Raw genomic sequence first — 15,722 nt, forward strand, 5'->3', positions numbered from 1 at the left:
TGTCCGCGTCAGACCGGTCGGTCCGGCGGCAGGTCGGTAGGCCGCCGAGTCGGGATCTTCTCGGTCTGCGCCTCGGCCGCGGGCATGGGCCCGGACTCGTCATCACGGCGTCCGAAGAACCCGCGGTCCGAGCCGTCCAGGCCCGGGTCGATCAGCGTCGACTCGGCGCGCAGCGCGAACGATCCCAACAACGCTCCGCCCACCAGGGTCACCAGGCCGAGCGCGGTGAAGGTGATCGGCAGGATCCGGGTCCACAGCGCCAGGTGATCGGCCTCGTCGCGGGCGGCCGCGACCTGTGACTCCACGGTCTTCTCGGTGGAGGTCACGTCGAACTCGGCGAAGGTCACCTCGGGCCGCAGCGCGTCGCGCGAGTAGTAGTGGAAGCCGTGATCTTCGGCGCGGACGATCGTGCCGGTGATCGGGTCGACCCAGAAGGTCCGCTTGGCCGCGTAATAGCGGTTCATTGTGATCGGGTCTTCGGGATTCTCGGCCTCGACGCCCCACAGGGATGCCCGCGCAGTCACCTCGGAGTCCTCGTCGTTGTCGTAGAGCGAGGAGTACTTGAGCGGATCGGCGAGCTTGCCGTCGGCGTCATAGCCGATGTTCTGGGTGAACCGGTAGGTGGTCAGCCCGTTGACATCTTCTTCGCCGTCGTAGTTGGCGTCGAAGGCCTTCTGCGCGATCGGATCGAAGTAGGGGTAGGTCTTCTTCTCGGTGCCGAACGGGAAGCGATAGGACAACCCCTCGTGCGGCAGTGCGATGTTGGTGGGCGGCGCATCGTCTTCGATGGTGCGCGGCTTCTGTACCGCGCCGCCCGGGTTGGTGTCGCTGGAGACCGCTTCGGCGGTGGTGCGATCCAGCGTCACGGTGTCGACCATCGCCAGCAGCAGACCCTTGTCCTGCTGCTGATCGGTGCGGCGCAGCGAGCTACCGACCTGCAGGGTCACGACGTCGGCGTTGGCCGGAGCCTCGACCGACAGCTGCTGCTGCAGCGCGACCGGCACGTCCTGGTTGATCACGAATCGTTCCGGTGAGGACAGCGACGCCGGATCCAGCGCCGTGGCCGTACCCTCGCTGACGAGGTCGGCGTCCAGATTCAGCGGAATCTTGGCGATCTTGCCGTGGGTGTAGGTGGACAGCAGCAATGCCGCTATGAGCAGGGCAGCGCCCAGCCCAAGAAGTCCACATGCGGCAAAGCGCAGGGCCACTGCTCGGTTCAACCCAAGCTCCCTTCGGTCACGGACGACCCTAACAGCACAGGGTAAGTGCGATGTTCATGACGACCTTCACGGATGCCGTTCACCGGTGCCTATCAACGGTGTCGTTGTGAGGTCGGCGCCCGGTGGCGGCACACTGACATCATGACTGCCCAGCGATCGACGGCGATCGGCGGTGATCCCGCACCAGCCGGCCGGCCGTCGACCTCCGGTGGCACCCGTAGCTTCCTGCCCGCCGTCGAGGGCATGCGAGCCTGCGCGGCCATCGGCGTCGTCATCACCCATGTCGCGTTCCAGACCGGGCACACCGGCGGGGTGTCGGGTCGACTGCTCGGCCGCTTCGATCTGGCCGTCGCCGTGTTCTTCGCGCTGTCGGGTTTCCTGCTGTGGCGCGGACACGCCGCCGCGGCACGGGGACTACGCCACCGTCCGCCCACGGGACACTATCTGCGCTCCCGGTTGGTGCGCATCATGCCGGGCTATCTGGTGGCCGTCATCGTCATCCTCACCCTGATGCCGGACACGAACGCCAACCTGACAGTCTGGCTGGCGAACCTGACGCTCACCCAGATCTACGTCCCACTGACACTCACCTCGGGGTTGACCCAGATGTGGAGCCTTGCGGTCGAGGTGAGCTTCTATCTGGCCCTGCCGTTCCTGGCGATGCTGGCCCGGCGGCTCCCGGTGTCGGCGCGAGTCCCGGCGGTGCTCGGCGTCGCCGCCGCGAGTCTCGCGTGGGGGCTGATCCCGTTCGATCCGCCCTATGGTGTCAATCCTCTGAACTGGCCGCCGGCGTTCTTCTCCTGGTTCGCGGCGGGCATCGTGCTGGCCGAACTCTCGGTGAGCCCGGTGGGGTGGCTGCATCGATTGGCCCGCAGGCCGTGGGTGATGGCGGGTATCGCCGCGGTGGCATTCGTCGTGGCCGCCTCCCCGCTGGCCGGTCCCGAGGGCCTCACGCCGGGCACCGTGGGACAGTTCGTCGTCAAGATCAGTATGGGCGCGATCGTGGCCGGCGCGCTGCTGGCCCCGTTGGTGCTCGATGCACCCGACACCGAGCACCGGATTCTGGGCAGCGCGGTGATGGTGACGCTGGGCCGGTGGTCCTACGGATTGTTCGTCTGGCATCTGGCCGCGTTGGCGATGGTCTTCCCGATCATGGGTTACTTTCCGTTCAACGGACACATGCCGGTGGTGCTGGTGCTGACGTTGATCTTCGGATTCGCCATCGCGGCGGTCAGCTATGCACTGGTGGAGTCACCGTGCCGGGAGGCGTTGCGACGGTGGGAGAACCGGCATCATCGGGCGGCCCCGCTGGACAGCGCGATATCCGACGCAGGCGTTCAGTAGCCGCCGCCGTGGTCGAAGATCCGGCGCGGATTGTCGACAAGCATGGTGTGCAGCTGATCGTCGGTGACACCGCGCTGCTTCAGCGCCGGAATCACGTCATTGTGGATGTGCAGGTAGTGCCAGTTCGGTAGCAGCGCGGACACGGTGTCCTCGGGTAGTGCGTCGAAATAGCACGACGCGTCATGGGACAGCACCATCTTCTCGGCGTGCCCGCGTTCGCACATCTGCGCCACGGTGTCGACCCGCTCCTCGAACGGCAGGATCGAATCCACCCCGAAGCGATCCATACCCAGGTAGGAGCCGTCGGCGATGAGCTCCTCCAGATAGGCCAGATCGGTGGTGTCCCCGGAGTGCCCGATGATCACCCGGCTCAGGTCCACACCCTCTTCGGCGAAGATGCGCTGCTGCTCCAGACCGCGCCGGGTGCCGGCATGGGTGTGTGTCGAGATCGGGACACCGGTTTCGCGGTGTGCCGCGGCTACCGCGCGTAGCACCCGTTCCACGCCGGGAGTCACGCCCGGCTCGTCGGTGGCGCATTTGAGGATGGCTGCCTTGACCCCGGTATCGGCGATCCCGGTGGTGATGTCACCGACGAACATCTCGGTCATGATCTCGGGTCCGTCGAGCATGGTGCCTGGTCCCTGGAAGTGGAACCGGAACGGTACGTCGTTGTAGGTGTACAGACCGGTGGCGACGACGATGTTGATCTCGGTGGCGGCGGCGATGCGGGCGATCCTGGGGATATAGCGTCCCAGCCCGATGACGGTGAGGTCGACGACGGTGTCCACACCGCGCGCCTTGAGTTCGTTGAGCCGAGCGATCGCGTCCTGCTCGCGTTGCGCCTCATCGCCCCAGGCCTGTGGGTAGTTCTCGGTGATCTCGGTGGTCATGATGAAAACGTGCTCGTGCATGAGCGTCACGCCGAGTCCGGAGGTTTCGATGGGCCCGCGTGCGGTATTCAGCTTGGACACCTCGCCGATGCTAGGAGGCCGGCGCGATGCCCGTGCCCGATCACGCGTATCGACATCTACCCGGTACCAGGGGTACCGTTTCGCCAATGGAGCTGTTGGACACCGATACCCCGGACAGCGGTCAGATCGCGCTACACGCGCGCGCGGTGCAGTTCGATCTGAGCGCCGTGCCCGCGCAGTGCGTCTATGACGACCCCTACGCCAGCCACCTCTACAACGGGTTGAGCCTGCTGCTGCCCGCCGGCGAGGAATGGTTCATCGAGCTTCTCAAGGAAGCGCTGCCACAGATCCACGACGAGAAGCTGCGCGAGGATGTCATCGGCTTCATGGGGCAGGAGGCGATGCACGCCACCGCCCACTCCGGCATCTACGAATATCTGGAGCGACACGGTATCGACCCGACTCCGGTGATCGATCGCGCCAATTGGGTCTTCGGCAGCCTGTTGGGGCCGCGTGCCGCCAAGGGCGCCAAGGCGCACAATTACATGGTCGAGCGGCTGGCCGTGATGGCCGCCTTGGAGCACATCTTCTCCTTCCTCGGCGATTGGGTGCTCAACGCCGAGCGCCTCAACGCCGAGACCGCCGACCCCACGATCGTCGACCTGTTGCGCTGGCACGGCGCCGAGGAAGTGGAGCACCGCATGGTGTCCCATGACGTGCTGCGCTACTTCGATCACAACTACGCCCGCCGGGCCTGGGCGCAGGTCGTCGCCGGACCGATGCTGCTGTATTTGTTGTGGCAGGCCACCCGCTACCTGATGCGGGTCGACCCGAACCTGAAGATGCCGGCGCGCAAGCGCAAGGCGATCTGGCGCGGATTGATCCGATCCGGGCGACGCGGTGTCACACCGTCGGTCATGCACACCACATGGCGTGGGCTGCAGTACTTCTCGCCGCGATATCACCCCGGTGATGTCGGCGACACCGCACAGGCGGTGGCTTATCTGGCCTCTTCGCCCGCCGCGCGCGCCGCCGTCAAGTGAAGCGCACCGCTCCGCCGCTGGGTTCACCGATCGATGACAGGGCGACCAATCTGGTGGTCACCCTGCTGGATCGGTTCTGGTTGAACCGGGTGGTCAAGGCCGATTATGCCGATGAGCGGGCCGATCGGACCCCGCACGATCCGATGACGCTGCAACTGCGCGGGCGGGAGATCGTCGCGCACGACAAGGACGTTGTGGCGTTGACCTTTTCCGCGCCGGACGGCGGCGATCTGCCGGGCTGGCAGCCGGGGAGTCATCTCGACCTCCATCTGCCGTCGGGGCGCCGCAGGCAATACTCGCTGTGCGGGGATCCGCAGGATCGGGACCGTTACCGTATCGCCGTGCGCAAGATCCCCAGCGGTGGCGGGGGATCGCTGGAGATGCACGGTCTGCGTATCGGTGACACGGTCACGGTCCGCGGTCCGCGTAACGGCTTCCCGTTCATCCCGTACGAGCGGGCGCTCTACATCGCCGGTGGTATCGGCATCACGCCGATTCTGCCGATGGTGCGTGCGGCCCAACGGCTGGGCACCGACTGGCATTTCGTGTACTGCGGTCGTAACGCCGATACCATCCCTTTCCTCGACGAGATATGGCAATGGGATCCGGACCGGGTCACCGTCCGACTGGACGAGGAACACGGGATTCCCACGCCGTCGGACCTGCTGTGGCACGCCGCGCCCGGTGGTGCGGTCTACGTCTGCGGCCCGCCGCCCATGATCGAGGCGGTGCGCGGCAACTTCGACCGATCCCCTGCCTCGGCACTGCATTTCGAACGTTTCAGCGCGCCGCCGGTCACCGATGGCACCGCATTCGAGATAGAGATCGCCAGCACCGGTGAGGTTGCCACCGTTGCCGCCGATGAGTCGCTGCTCGACGCGCTCGTGCGGGTGCGGCCCGATGTCGCGTACTCCTGCAGGCAGGGCTTCTGCGGGACCTGCCGGGTGGGGGTGCTCTCCGGAACACCGGAACACCGCGATGCACGGCTCACCGACGCCGAGCGGGAGAATTCTCTGCTGGCCTGCGTATCTCGTTCGGCGAACGGGCGCCTGGTACTCGATCTCTGAGGGCTCACCTGTCGCCGGAGCAGGCCTCGACGTGGGTGATCAGCCCGTGGCGTCGCGTCCGGGCCCGCGGTGGAACGTCACGGTGGATGCGGCCAACGCCGCCACCGAGATCAGCGCCAGTAGCTGCACGCCTGCGGAGTGGCCGACGTACCCGTCGACCGAGCGCCACGGATTGCGCGACAGCACCGCCCCCGCCGCGATGAGGCCACCAGCGGTGAATCCGACGGTCACCTTCTCGGCCAGCTCGGTCCGCCGGGCGAGCAGATAGCGCACGCCGATCGCCACGGCGACCACGACCGCGCCGGCGACACCACTGATCAGCGTGCCCGCCCCGATCGCGGCCGCCATCAGGATCGCCGGCCGGGGCTGCCAGGTCGAAACGGGCTGGGCGGCAACCGATCGCCGGCTCGGCAACAGGGCAAGCAGTGCCAGTATCGGCAACAGGGCCAGCCCGCCAAACAGCCCGATCCGGTAGGTCAGGTTCGACGGGAAGGTCATGTTCACCGTGCCCTGCGCGCCCGCCGGGACGATCCACCCCTGTTGCCATCCGTTGACGGTGATCGCACGCAGCGCGGTCCCGTCCTCGGTGTGAGCGACCCAGCCGGGATTGCGGCTCTCGGGGACCACGATGATCCGGTCTCGGTCCGCGGGCGGCACCTGAACCTCGCGATGATCAGCGGACCAGGTCTCGATGTCAACCGGAACCACCTGCGCAGGAAGGACTTCGGCGGCACGAGGGGTGCTCAGTACGATGCCGTCCACCACGAATGTCTCACCGGCACTGATCACCAGTTCCTGCTGACCCTCGGGCAATGAGATGGAGCCCGTTCGACATGGCGTGGCGGCTATGGGTTCATCGTCGAGCAGCGCGCCGACGGTGGTGCGCACCGAGGTCTGGACGAACTGCCCGGCCACGCCGATGATCGGTCCGCGTCCGCACGGGACCTCGATGGGCCTGTCGCGGTCGGCCGGATCGGCCGCGGCGATCGGTCGGCCCGCCAAATCGCGCACCTGCACCTCGGCCAGCCCCGGCGGCTTGAGCTGATCGAATCCCAATGCCGTGCGGTCGATGACATCGCGCCAGTCCAGTATCGACAGCGTCACGGTGTCGGTCACCGTGGGTGTGAGGTCGATGGTCTGGGGTCCGTCACCGGTCAGCCGGCGCAGTTGGGGTCCGGCACCGAGATCGACCGCGACCAGGGTGGGATGGGCAGGCACATCGGCCCGACTCGGGGTGAGGGTCAGCGCCGCGACTTCGGTGCGACGGGGCAGCGATACGGTCAGGGTCGCCGGTTTGCGGAGTGCGACACCGTTCTGGGGCGCGGTCCAGGACGTGCGCGGATCACCGTCGGTCGCGGCGTAGGCGGAGCCGAGAACATCGATCAGATCGGATTCGCCCGAGGCCCTCGTGGTTCCCGGCTGATGGATGAGATCGGCCAACCGCGGCCCCTGCCGGGCCCGCACCCACACCGTCGGGGTGGCTTCGGTGTCGGTCGGGATGGTCAGGGTACGGCTGAGATTGACCGGTTCCTCGGGTGACAGGCCCATGGTCGCGGCGCAATGCACCGCTTCGGGGCCGTCCGCGCAGCCGGGCCTGCCCAACAGCTCCGAGCCCAGATCCCATTGGGCCACCGCGGCTCCCGGGGGCGGACCGGGCACGTCGAGGGTTCGCCGAAGCGGTATCTGATGCGCGAAACCCGATGCGTCGTACTGGGTCACGGTCAGGTCGGTGATGCCGAACTGGACACCCGGTGAGCCGTCGTCGGTGCCGACGGCGGTGATCCGTACCCAGGGTGTCTCGCCGAACGGTAGGGCGGCGGCAAGCGGCTTGCCCGGCTGATCGAAGCGAAGGGTGGTGCTGCCGTTGACGGTGGACACCTCGATGCGGCGGACCTGCGCGCCGACGGCGGTGGCGCTGGGTGTGATCGTGATCGCGGCATTGGTGACCGGGTTGTCGAAATCGATCTGCATCCACTGGCCCACCGCACTCTGCAGGGAACTGGACACCCAGCTGGTCGAGGAATCCGCGTCGATTGCCGCAGCCGGGCCCGCGGCGGGCGAGACATCGGGCAGCGCAGTGGAATCCGCGGCGGAACTGGAGACGCTGAGCCGACCGCCCTCCCAGCGTGCGTACAACGGGTCGGTGCCCGCGGGGTAATCCATCACCCGGTTGAAGGTGTGCCGCAGATCGCCTGCGGCACGCATCTCCGAGGAGTGGTTGTCCACCCGCCCGTAGTCGGTCTCACGGGCCACCGGGGTATCGGTGACGGTGACCAGCGGGGTGGGCAGGCCCGCGCGTTGGGCATCGGCGGTCAGCAGCATCGGCCCGAGCGGCTGCCGACCGGCCAACCGGCGGCGTTCGGCGATACGCAGCAGTGCTTCCGGGCCACCGTCGACGCGCGCGAGCGCGTCGGCATCGGCAAGATACGGACCTGGGCGGGCGCCATCGACACGGTAGACCTCGACCGCCGGATAGCGCGGGCGCAAACCGCTGTCGCTGACGAACCCGTCCAGGGTGCCGGGGCCGACGGGGTCACCGAACTCGGCGACCCTGGTCAGTCCGGGGGAGTTGTCCATCACCCGATGTACCAGCAACGGACGGGCCGAGCGCGAGGTCTCCGGGTCCAGGTCGTTGCGGACGACGACGAACGAGATGTCCTGCTGGGCAAGGATATCGGCCAATCCCGCTGACGGTCTTCCGGCCGCGAAGAGCCGCTGTACCGAATCCAGGGCGCGGATGGTCTCCGGCGGCGTGAGGGGGATGGAATCGCGCACTCCCCACGGACTGTGGCCGAGCACCTGCAGCGGTTCGTCATGGCTGTTGCCCCACACCTGGGTGGCGAACGGAGCACCCGGCGCGACCAGGACCCGGCCCCCGTCGGTGTTGTGCTCATCCAGCCATGCCGCGGTGTCATGCCAGTGCGCCGGGATCGCCTCGAAGCTTCCCGGCGGTGTCAGCCTGCCGGTCCAGGCCAAAGAGGTGCCCGCCGCCAGTGCGGTCAGGATCACGATGCCCACCGCGACCCGTCGATCACGCTCCGGGTGGGCGAAGGCGTCGACCCAGCCGCGGCGGGACACACTGCCCGGCAGCGGGATCCGGCCCAGCAGGTGCGCAAGGCCAAGGGCGATCGGCAACCGCAGCAGTGGTTCCAGCTTGTGCACGTTGCGCAACGGGGTGCCGTCGGCATCGAGGAACAGTTGCACGCCAGCGGCGATCGGTGATCCCAGCCCACCGGAATAGCCCACGGCGAGTGCAGTGACACCGACGAAGAGGATGAGGATCAGCCGGCCGCGGGACGGCATGCTGCGCATCGCCAGTCCGGCCAGCCCGGCGGCCGCGACCAACGTGGTGGCGAGCACCGCGACCGATCCGGTCACCAGCGGCGAACCGGCCGTCGCCGTCGGCGCGACGAACGGGGTCCAACTGTCGGTACCGCGCAGCATCTCGGTCAGCGACAACCATCGCGTCGTCACCCCCGAGGATTCGATGTAATCCAGGAAGGGCGGGCTGATGCGGCCCAGCAGCACCAGCGCGACCGCCCACCAGGTGACCGCGAGGACGGTGCAACCCAACCACCACCCGGTGAATCGCCACCAGTGTCGGTTGGGTTTGTGCGCAGCCCACCAGATGATGGCGGCCAGGCACCCGGTGAGCGTCGCGACGGCGTTGACCGCCCCCATCATGGCGACGGCAGCCGCGGAGCGAGCCGCCAGCAATCGGACCCGCGGATCGCCGCGCAGCACGTAGATCACCGGCAGCAGTACCCAGGGAGCCAGCATCATCGGCAGCGTCTCCGAGGAGATCGCGCCCAGGGTCGTCAGCACCCGGGGAGAGAGGGCGAATGCGCCCGCAGCGACGACACGTGCGGTGGTCGTGCCGATACCGAGCGCCTCCGCAACGCGCAGCAGACCCCAGAATCCGACCGTCAGCAGCAACGCCCACCACAAGCGCTGGGTCACCCAGCCGGGGACGCCGAGGACGTCACCGGCCAGGAAGAACGCACCGTGCGGGAACAGGTAGCCGTAGGCCTGGTTCTGCGCCTGTCCGAACGGCAGTTCGCTGTTCCACAGATCGCCGGCCCGGGCCAGGAAACGCAGCGGGTTGGCGGTGAGATCGAGTTTGGTGTCCGGCGCGATACGTCCGGGGGACTGCAGGAAGGTCAGAACCAGGAAGAGCGTTCCGACCAGCCATAGCCACCGCCGCGATAGTGCTGTGTCGGCGAGGGGCGCGCCCGGGCTAGGCCCGGTCGCCGTATTCAACGCGGTTGAGCACCGACGACGCCGGATCCCCGGACTGCACGGGGGGCTTGGTGTCCTGCTGGACCATCAGGGTCACGCCGAAGATGGCGGCCGCGCCGAGGAGAAGGCCGACCACCAGGCTGGCAGCGGCGGGCACGACGAACCGATCCATGCGGCCAACCTAGCACGCCGCAACGAGCGGTCGAGTGCTGCCTGAAGCGGCGTTCCGGCCGCCAGGGCCCCCGGATTGCGGCACCCCGTTACTGTGGGGACCCATGTCGACGTCACGCACCCTGGGTGCCCTGACCGCATTGTCCGCGCTGCTGATGGCCTGCGCGCCGGCCGCCACGCAGGACACCGCCACGGCGCCCGAGCCGCAGAGCAGCGCCGCGACACCGACCAATGCCTCGCTGGATAGGCCGTTGCCGGCCGCGCCTGGTCCGCAGGTGTGCGGTGATATCGCCTCGCTGTCCACCCGCGACAAGTTGGCCCAGCTGTTGATGGTGGGTGTGAGCAACGCCGCCGACGCGCAGGCCGCGGTGACCGATCACAAGGTCGGCGGCATCATGATCGGCAGCTGGACCGACAAGTCCATGCTCGGTGCGCCGCTCGCACAGATCGCGGCGTCGGCGACGGCCCTGCCGCTCGGGGTGAGCGTCGACGAGGAGGGTGGCCGGGTTTCGCGGTTGTCCGGTCTGATCGGCAGCCAGCCGCCGGCCCGGGTGCTCGCCGAGACCAAGACTCCCGACGAGGTGTACGGCATCGCGCTGGAACGTGGCCGGGCAATGCGTGGACTGGGCATCACCGTCGATTTCGCGCCGGTGGTCGATCTGACGCAGGAGAGCGCCGCGATCGGCGATCGGTCGTTCGGCGACGATCCCGAGACGGTGACCGCCTACGCCGGCGCCTACGCCCGCGGTTTGCGCGACGCCGGCGTGCTGCCGGTGCTCAAGCATTTCCCCGGGCACGGTCGCGCGGCGGGTGATTCCCATACCGGCGCGGTGTCGACCCCGCCGTTGGCCGAATTGCAGGCCAGCGATCTGGTGCCCTACCGCACCCTGGTCAACCAACCACCGGTGGCGGTGATGGTCGGTCACATGCAGGTGCCCGGGCTGACCGGCGGTGAGCAGGCCAGCCTGAGCCCTGCGGCCTATGGCCTGTTGCGCAACGAATTCGGTTTCGGCGGTGTGGTCTTCACCGACGATCTGTCGAGTATGGCGGCGATCAACCAGCAGTACGGTGTCGCCGAGGCGGTGTTGAAATCGCTGCAGGCGGGTGCGGATATCGCCCTGTGGATCACCACCGCCGAGGTTCCCGCGGTGCTGGACCGCCTCGAACAGGCCGTCGCCTCGGGTGAGCTGTCGCAGGCGAAGGTGGACGATTCGCTGCGGCGGGTGGCGGCATCCAAGGGCCCCAATCCCAACTGCTAGGCCCATTCGGCCGTAATCTGTTCCGATGGCCGGAGGAACGAAGCGATTGCCGCGCGCGGTGCGCGAGCAGCAGATGCTCGACGCCGCGGTGCAGATGTTCTCCATCAACGGCTATCACGAGACGTCGATGGATGCCATCGCGGCCGAGGCGCAGATCTCCAAGCCGATGCTCTATCTCTACTACGGGTCCAAAGAGGACCTGTTCGGGGCGTGCCTGGACCGCGAGCTGAACCGGTTCGTCGACGAGGTGCGTGGCAAGATCGACTTCACGCTGAGCCCAAAAGACATGTTGAGCAATGCCGTTCGTGCTTTCCTCGGCTATATCGACGCCAACCGGGCGTCCTGGATCGTGTTGTACAGCCAAGCCACCAGCTCGCAGGCATTCGCTCATACCGTGCGGGAGGGCCGCGAGCGCATCATCGATCTGGTCGGCAGGCTACTGCAATCGGGGACGCGTAATCCGGAACCGGATGCCGACTTCAACATGATGGCGGTGGCGCTGGTGGGTGCGGGTGAGGCGATCGCCGACCGGGTCAGCTCCGGGGACGCCGACGTGGCCGAGGCGACCGAGCTGATGATCAACCTGTTCTGGCGCGGCCTGAAGGGCAGGCCGACGGCCGGCTGACGCCGAATCCGAAGACGAAGGCGTGAATTCGATGCTTTCGCGCGATCGTCCTCAGATTCGGCGCAGTCGGTTCACAGCCCGGCGACCGTCGCGGTCAGGTGCGGGTACCCCTTCGAGAGGTGGCGCAAGGCCAACTCCCAGCCGCCGTCGGTGGTCTCGACATACAACCCGGCTTTCGCGGGCAGCAGCACCGGCTTGCCGAATCGCACCGAGTACGTCACGGCATCGGGTAGCTGACCCTCGATGTTCGCCAGTACTGCAGCCGCACTGAACATCCCGTGTGCGATGGCGGTCGGGAAGCCGAACAGCTTGGCGCCCACCGTGCTGGTGTGAATCGGGTTGTGGTCACCGCCGATGGCCGCATAGGAGCGGATCTGCCCAGCCGAGATGCTCAGCACCGCGTTGGGCGGCGGCAGCTTCGGCTGTTTGGGCGGCTCGGGGCGCGGCTCGTCGGACAGGCTGGTGCGCTGTTGGTGCAGGAAGGTCGTGGTCTGCCGCCATGCCAGGTCGTAGCCCACCTTGATCTCGGTGATGATGTCCACCAGCAGACCCTTGCGATGCTCGCGCAGATTCTCCGCGTGCACCCGGACGTCCAGGCTGTCGCTGACCGAGATCGGCCGGTACTGGGTGATGTGGTTCTCGGTGTGCACCGAACCCATTGCCGCAAACGGGAAATCGAAACCCGTCGCGAGCGACATGACACTGGGGAAGGTGAGCGCGAACGGGTATGTCAACGGCACCGTATCGCCGAAGCGCAACCCGGTCACCCCGGCGTAGGCGGCCACATTGGCCGGATCGATGCGCAACTCCGGCACGTGCACGGTGCGCTCGGGGAGACCGCCGGCGCGCGGGACGAACGGTAGCGCCCCGGCGACCGCGCGGGCCATGTTCAACAGACCGTTGGGCTGGGACATCGTCAGTACCTCCGGTTCTTCGCGCAGGCGCTCATCGGTGCTCTCGGTTCTTCGCGCAAGCGCTCATCACGCTCCCAGCAGGGCCTGGCCGCAGACCCGGATCGTATTGCCGGTCACGGCATTCGACGCCGGGCTGGCGAAGTAGGCGATCGCCTCAGCGACATCCACCGGTTGGCCGCCCTGGAAAAGCGAGTTCAGTCGCCGACCGACCTCGCGGGTGGCCAGCGGGATCGCCTCGGTCATCTTGGTCTCGATGAACCCCGGGGCGACGGCGTTGATGGTGATGCCCTTGTCGGCCAGGCTCGGCGCCAAGGCGTCGACGATGCCGATCATGCCGGCCTTGGTCGTCGCGTAGTTGGTCTGGCCACGGTTGCCCGCGATACCGGCCATGGACGACAGCCCGATGACCCGGCCGCCGTCAGCGAGCGCACCGGCGGCCACCAGGCCTTCGGTGAGGGTCAGTGGGGCAACGAGATTCACCGCGATCACCGAATCCCAACGGGAATCGTCCATATTGGCCAGCAGCTTGTCGCGGGTGATGCCGGCGTTGTTCACCAGCACATCGAGCGTGCCCCCGTGATGTTGCTGGAGGTGGGCGACGATCTGGTCGACCGCATCGGCGGCGGTGACATCGAGTGCGAGCGCTGTGCCACCCACCTTCTCGGCGGTCTGCTTGAGCGCATCCTCAGCCGAGGGCACGTCGACGGCCACCACGGCGGCACCGTCGCGGGCGAACACCTCGGCGATGGTCGCACCGATCCCACGGGCGGCGCCGGTCACCACGGCGACCTTGCCGGCCAGGGGCTTGTCCCAGTCGGCGGGAGCGGTCGAGTCGGCGGCGCCCACCCGGAACACCTGGCCGTCCACATAGGCGGACTTGCCGGAGAGGATGAAGCGCAGGGTGGATTCCAGACCGCCCACACCGGGGGCGGCGTCGGCAGCCAGGTAGACCAGCGACACGGTGGCGCCGCGCTGCAGCTCCTTGCCCAGCGAGCGGGTGAACCCTTCCAGCGCACGCTGCACGATCTGCTCGTGCGGGCCGGTCGTCTCGGTCGGCGTGGTGCCGACGACGACAACCCGCCCCGAGGCGCCGAGGTTGCGCAGCACCGGGGTGAAGAACTCGTAGAGCTCCTTGAGATCTTTGGGCTCACTGATGCCGGTTGCGTCGAACACCAGGCCGCCGAACTTGTCGGCCCAGCGACCACCGATGTTGTTGGAGACGACGTCGTAGTCGTCGGCCAGCGCCGCGCGCAGGGGTTCGACGACGCGTCCCGACCCACCGATGAGCAGGGAGCCGTTCAGCGGCGGCTGCCCCGGACGGTAGCGACGCAGCTCTTCGGGCTGCGGGACGCCGAGTTGCTTGGCCAGGAACGATCCGGGCCCGGAATTGACCACTTGGGAGAACAGGTCGGATGCCATGGGGACTAACTTACTCCAGAGTAAGAACTGTGGGTAACATTGGGATATGGCTAACACGAATTCTCGCCGCGTCGCCGTCCTCGGCGGAAACCGGATCCCGTTCGTTCGTTCCGACGGCGCCTACGCAAATGCCTCCAACCAGGACATGTTCACCGCCGTCCTGGACGGGCTCGCCGACCGCTTCAACCTCAAGGGGGAGAAGCTCGACGCCGTCATCGGCGGCGCGGTGCTCAAGCACAGCCGCGATTTCAACCTGATGCGCGAAAGCGTGCTCGGCAGCTCGCTGTCGCCGTACACACCGGCCTTCGACCTGCAGCAGGCATGTGGCACGGGCCTGCAGTCCGCGATCGCTGCTGCCGACGGCATCGCCATGGGCCGCTACGAGGTCGCCGCGGCCGGTGGTGTCGACACCACTTCCGATGCGCCCATCGCCTTCGGCGATGACCTGCGCGGGGTGCTGCTGAGCCTGCGCCGTGCCAAGTCGACCACCGATCGACTGAAGCTCGTCGGCAAACTGCCTGCCGCGCTGGGCGTCGAGATCCCCACCAACGGCGAGCCGCGCACCGGACTGTCGATGGGCGAGCACGCGGCGATCACCGCCAAGCAGATGGGCATCAAGCGCGTCGACCAGGACGAGCTGGCGGCCGCCAGCCACCGCAACATGGCCGCGGCCTACGACCGCGGGTTCTTCGATGATCTGGTCACCCCGTTCCTCGGTGTCTACCGAGACAACAACCTGCGCCCCGATTCCTCGGCCGAGAAGCTGGCGAAGCTCAAGCCCGTCTTCGGGGTCCGCAACGGCGACGCCACCATGACCGCCGGCAACTCCACCCCGCTGACCGACGGCGCATCGGTGGCGCTGCTGTCCTCGGAGGAGTGGGCTGCTGCGCACGACATCCCGGTGCTGGCGTACTTCGTCGACGGGGAGACTGCCGCCGTGGATTACGTCAACGGCTCCGACGGGCTGCTGATGGCGCCGACCTACGCGGTCCCGCGACTGCTCGCCCGCAACGGGCTGACCCTCCAGGATTTCGACTTCTACGAGATCCACGAGGCGTTCGCGTCGGTGGTGCTGGCGACCCTCGCCGCCTGGGAGTCCGACGACTACTGCAAGAACCGGCTGGGCCTGGACAAGGCGTTGGGCAGCATCGACCGCGCCAAGCTCAACGTCAACGGTTCCTCCCTGGCGGCAGGGCACCCGTTCGCGGCGACCGGCGGGCGCATCGTCGCTCAGCTCGCCAAACAGCTCAGGCAGAGGAAGGAAGAAAACGGGGGAGCGACCGGGAAGCCGGTCCGCGGCCTGATCTCGGTGTGTGCCGCCGGTGGCCAGGGCGTGACGGCCATCCTGGAGGCGTGAACCCAATGGGCGGGCATACACGGCATGAACTGGTGTTTTGGTTCCTGTCGGTCACCGGGAAAAGTTTTTCGGAAAAAACTTTTCGGTCGCTGTAACGCCCGCCGAAGGACTGTCGATACATGGGATAGCTCCGTGTTGCCGTCTGACCCCCCG

Annotated in this window: 12 protein-coding genes; 6 read left to right on the top strand and 6 right to left on the bottom strand. The window is 67.5% G+C overall.

The genetic code is table 11. The features are described 5' to 3' along the window. Nucleotides 1-8: 8 nt before the first annotated feature. A complete protein-coding gene (gene pgfA, locus IC40_RS0121905) occupies nucleotides 9-1,220 on the bottom strand; it encodes a cell envelope lipid trafficking protein PgfA (RefSeq protein ID WP_030136818.1) in 1,212 nt (403 codons plus the stop codon). Nucleotides 1,221-1,463: 243 nt separating this feature from the next. Between pgfA and IC40_RS0121910 the strand changes: the two genes are divergently transcribed. Continuing rightward, nucleotides 1,464-2,564 (top strand): acyltransferase family protein, encoded by a 1,101-nt coding sequence (locus IC40_RS0121910; protein ID WP_234411559.1) that lies wholly within the window; start codon nucleotides 1,464-1,466, stop codon nucleotides 2,562-2,564. Here IC40_RS0121910 and IC40_RS0121915 read toward each other — a convergent pair. Beyond that, on the bottom strand, nucleotides 2,558-3,535 hold the full coding sequence (locus tag IC40_RS0121915) for a phosphotriesterase family protein (protein WP_030136820.1): 978 nt from the start codon (nucleotides 3,533-3,535) through the stop codon (nucleotides 2,558-2,560). The genes IC40_RS0121910 and IC40_RS0121915 overlap by 7 nt on opposite strands. Before the next feature lie 86 nt (nucleotides 3,536-3,621). On the opposite strand from IC40_RS0121915, the gene IC40_RS0121920 reads away from it, so the two are divergent. Both IC40_RS0121920 and IC40_RS0121925 read left to right on the top strand, forming a co-directional pair. After that, nucleotides 3,622-4,518, top strand: coding sequence for a metal-dependent hydrolase (locus IC40_RS0121920; protein WP_030136821.1), 897 nt, complete (start codon nucleotides 3,622-3,624; stop codon nucleotides 4,516-4,518). Continuing rightward, entirely contained in the window at nucleotides 4,515-5,585 is a 1,071-nt protein-coding gene (locus IC40_RS0121925) for a PDR/VanB family oxidoreductase (protein WP_030136822.1), read from the top strand. Before IC40_RS0121920 ends, IC40_RS0121925 begins: the two co-directional genes overlap by 4 nt. Nucleotides 5,586-5,624: 39 nt before the next feature. Here the strand turns inward: IC40_RS0121925 and IC40_RS0121930 are convergent, their stop codons facing one another. Further along, the gene (locus IC40_RS0121930; protein ID WP_191293459.1) at nucleotides 5,625-9,845 is read right to left on the bottom strand and encodes an alpha-(1->3)-arabinofuranosyltransferase; all 4,221 of its coding nucleotides are present in this window, start codon (nucleotides 9,843-9,845) and stop codon (nucleotides 5,625-5,627) included. Beyond that, entirely contained in the window at nucleotides 9,823-9,996 is a 174-nt protein-coding gene (locus IC40_RS27395) for a DUF2613 domain-containing protein (RefSeq protein ID WP_019511741.1), read from the bottom strand. The genes IC40_RS0121930 and IC40_RS27395 overlap by 23 nt, the downstream gene beginning before the upstream one ends. 103 nt (nucleotides 9,997-10,099) lie before the next feature. On the opposite strand from IC40_RS27395, the gene IC40_RS0121940 reads away from it, so the two are divergent. Both IC40_RS0121940 and IC40_RS0121945 read left to right on the top strand, forming a co-directional pair. Beyond that, the gene (locus IC40_RS0121940; RefSeq protein ID WP_030136824.1) at nucleotides 10,100-11,254 is read left to right on the top strand and encodes a glycoside hydrolase family 3 N-terminal domain-containing protein; all 1,155 of its coding nucleotides are present in this window, start codon (nucleotides 10,100-10,102) and stop codon (nucleotides 11,252-11,254) included. Between the two features lie 25 nt (nucleotides 11,255-11,279). Continuing rightward, a complete protein-coding gene (locus IC40_RS0121945; protein ID WP_030136825.1) occupies nucleotides 11,280-11,879 on the top strand; it encodes a TetR/AcrR family transcriptional regulator in 600 nt (199 codons plus the stop codon). Nucleotides 11,880-11,950: 71 nt separating this feature from the next. Here IC40_RS0121945 and IC40_RS0121950 read toward each other — a convergent pair whose 3' ends face one another. Together IC40_RS0121950 and IC40_RS0121955 are read right to left on the bottom strand one after the other, a co-directional pair. Beyond that, nucleotides 11,951-12,793 (bottom strand): MaoC/PaaZ C-terminal domain-containing protein, encoded by an 843-nt coding sequence (locus tag IC40_RS0121950; RefSeq protein WP_030136826.1) that lies wholly within the window; start codon nucleotides 12,791-12,793, stop codon nucleotides 11,951-11,953. A gap of 66 nt (nucleotides 12,794-12,859) precedes the next feature. Continuing rightward, nucleotides 12,860-14,212 (bottom strand): 3-oxoacyl-ACP reductase, encoded by a 1,353-nt coding sequence (locus IC40_RS0121955; protein WP_030136827.1) that lies wholly within the window; start codon nucleotides 14,210-14,212, stop codon nucleotides 12,860-12,862. A gap of 46 nt (nucleotides 14,213-14,258) precedes the next feature. On the opposite strand from IC40_RS0121955, the gene IC40_RS0121960 reads away from it, so the two are divergent. Next, nucleotides 14,259-15,569 (top strand): acetyl-CoA C-acetyltransferase, encoded by a 1,311-nt coding sequence (locus IC40_RS0121960; protein ID WP_030136828.1) that lies wholly within the window; start codon nucleotides 14,259-14,261, stop codon nucleotides 15,567-15,569. Nucleotides 15,570-15,722 lie beyond the last annotated feature (153 nt).

Origin of the sequence: Mycolicibacterium neoaurum ATCC 25795 (assembly GCF_000691525.1) — a bacterium.
Classification (GTDB): Bacteria; Actinomycetota; Actinomycetes; order Mycobacteriales; family Mycobacteriaceae; genus Mycobacterium; species Mycobacterium neoaurum.

Excerpts from the sequence above, each read along its gene's own strand:
- IC40_RS0121910 (WP_234411559.1), top strand. The coding sequence starts at position 1,464 with ATGCGAGCCTGCGCGGCCATCGGCGTCGTCATCACCCATGTCGCGTTC.
- IC40_RS0121920 (WP_030136821.1), top strand. The coding sequence starts at position 3,622 with ATGGAGCTGTTGGACACCGATACCCCGGACAGCGGTCAGATCGCGCTA.
- IC40_RS27395 (WP_019511741.1), bottom strand. The coding sequence starts at position 9,996 with ATGGATCGGTTCGTCGTGCCCGCCGCTGCCAGCCTGGTGGTCGGCCTT.
- IC40_RS0121940 (WP_030136824.1), top strand. The coding sequence starts at position 10,100 with ATGTCGACGTCACGCACCCTGGGTGCCCTGACCGCATTGTCCGCGCTG.
- IC40_RS0121945 (WP_030136825.1), top strand. The coding sequence starts at position 11,280 with ATGGCCGGAGGAACGAAGCGATTGCCGCGCGCGGTGCGCGAGCAGCAG.
- IC40_RS0121950 (WP_030136826.1), bottom strand. The coding sequence starts at position 12,793 with ATGTCCCAGCCCAACGGTCTGTTGAACATGGCCCGCGCGGTCGCCGGG.
- IC40_RS0121955 (WP_030136827.1), bottom strand. The coding sequence starts at position 14,212 with ATGGCATCCGACCTGTTCTCCCAAGTGGTCAATTCCGGGCCCGGATCG.
- IC40_RS0121960 (WP_030136828.1), top strand. The coding sequence starts at position 14,259 with ATGGCTAACACGAATTCTCGCCGCGTCGCCGTCCTCGGCGGAAACCGG.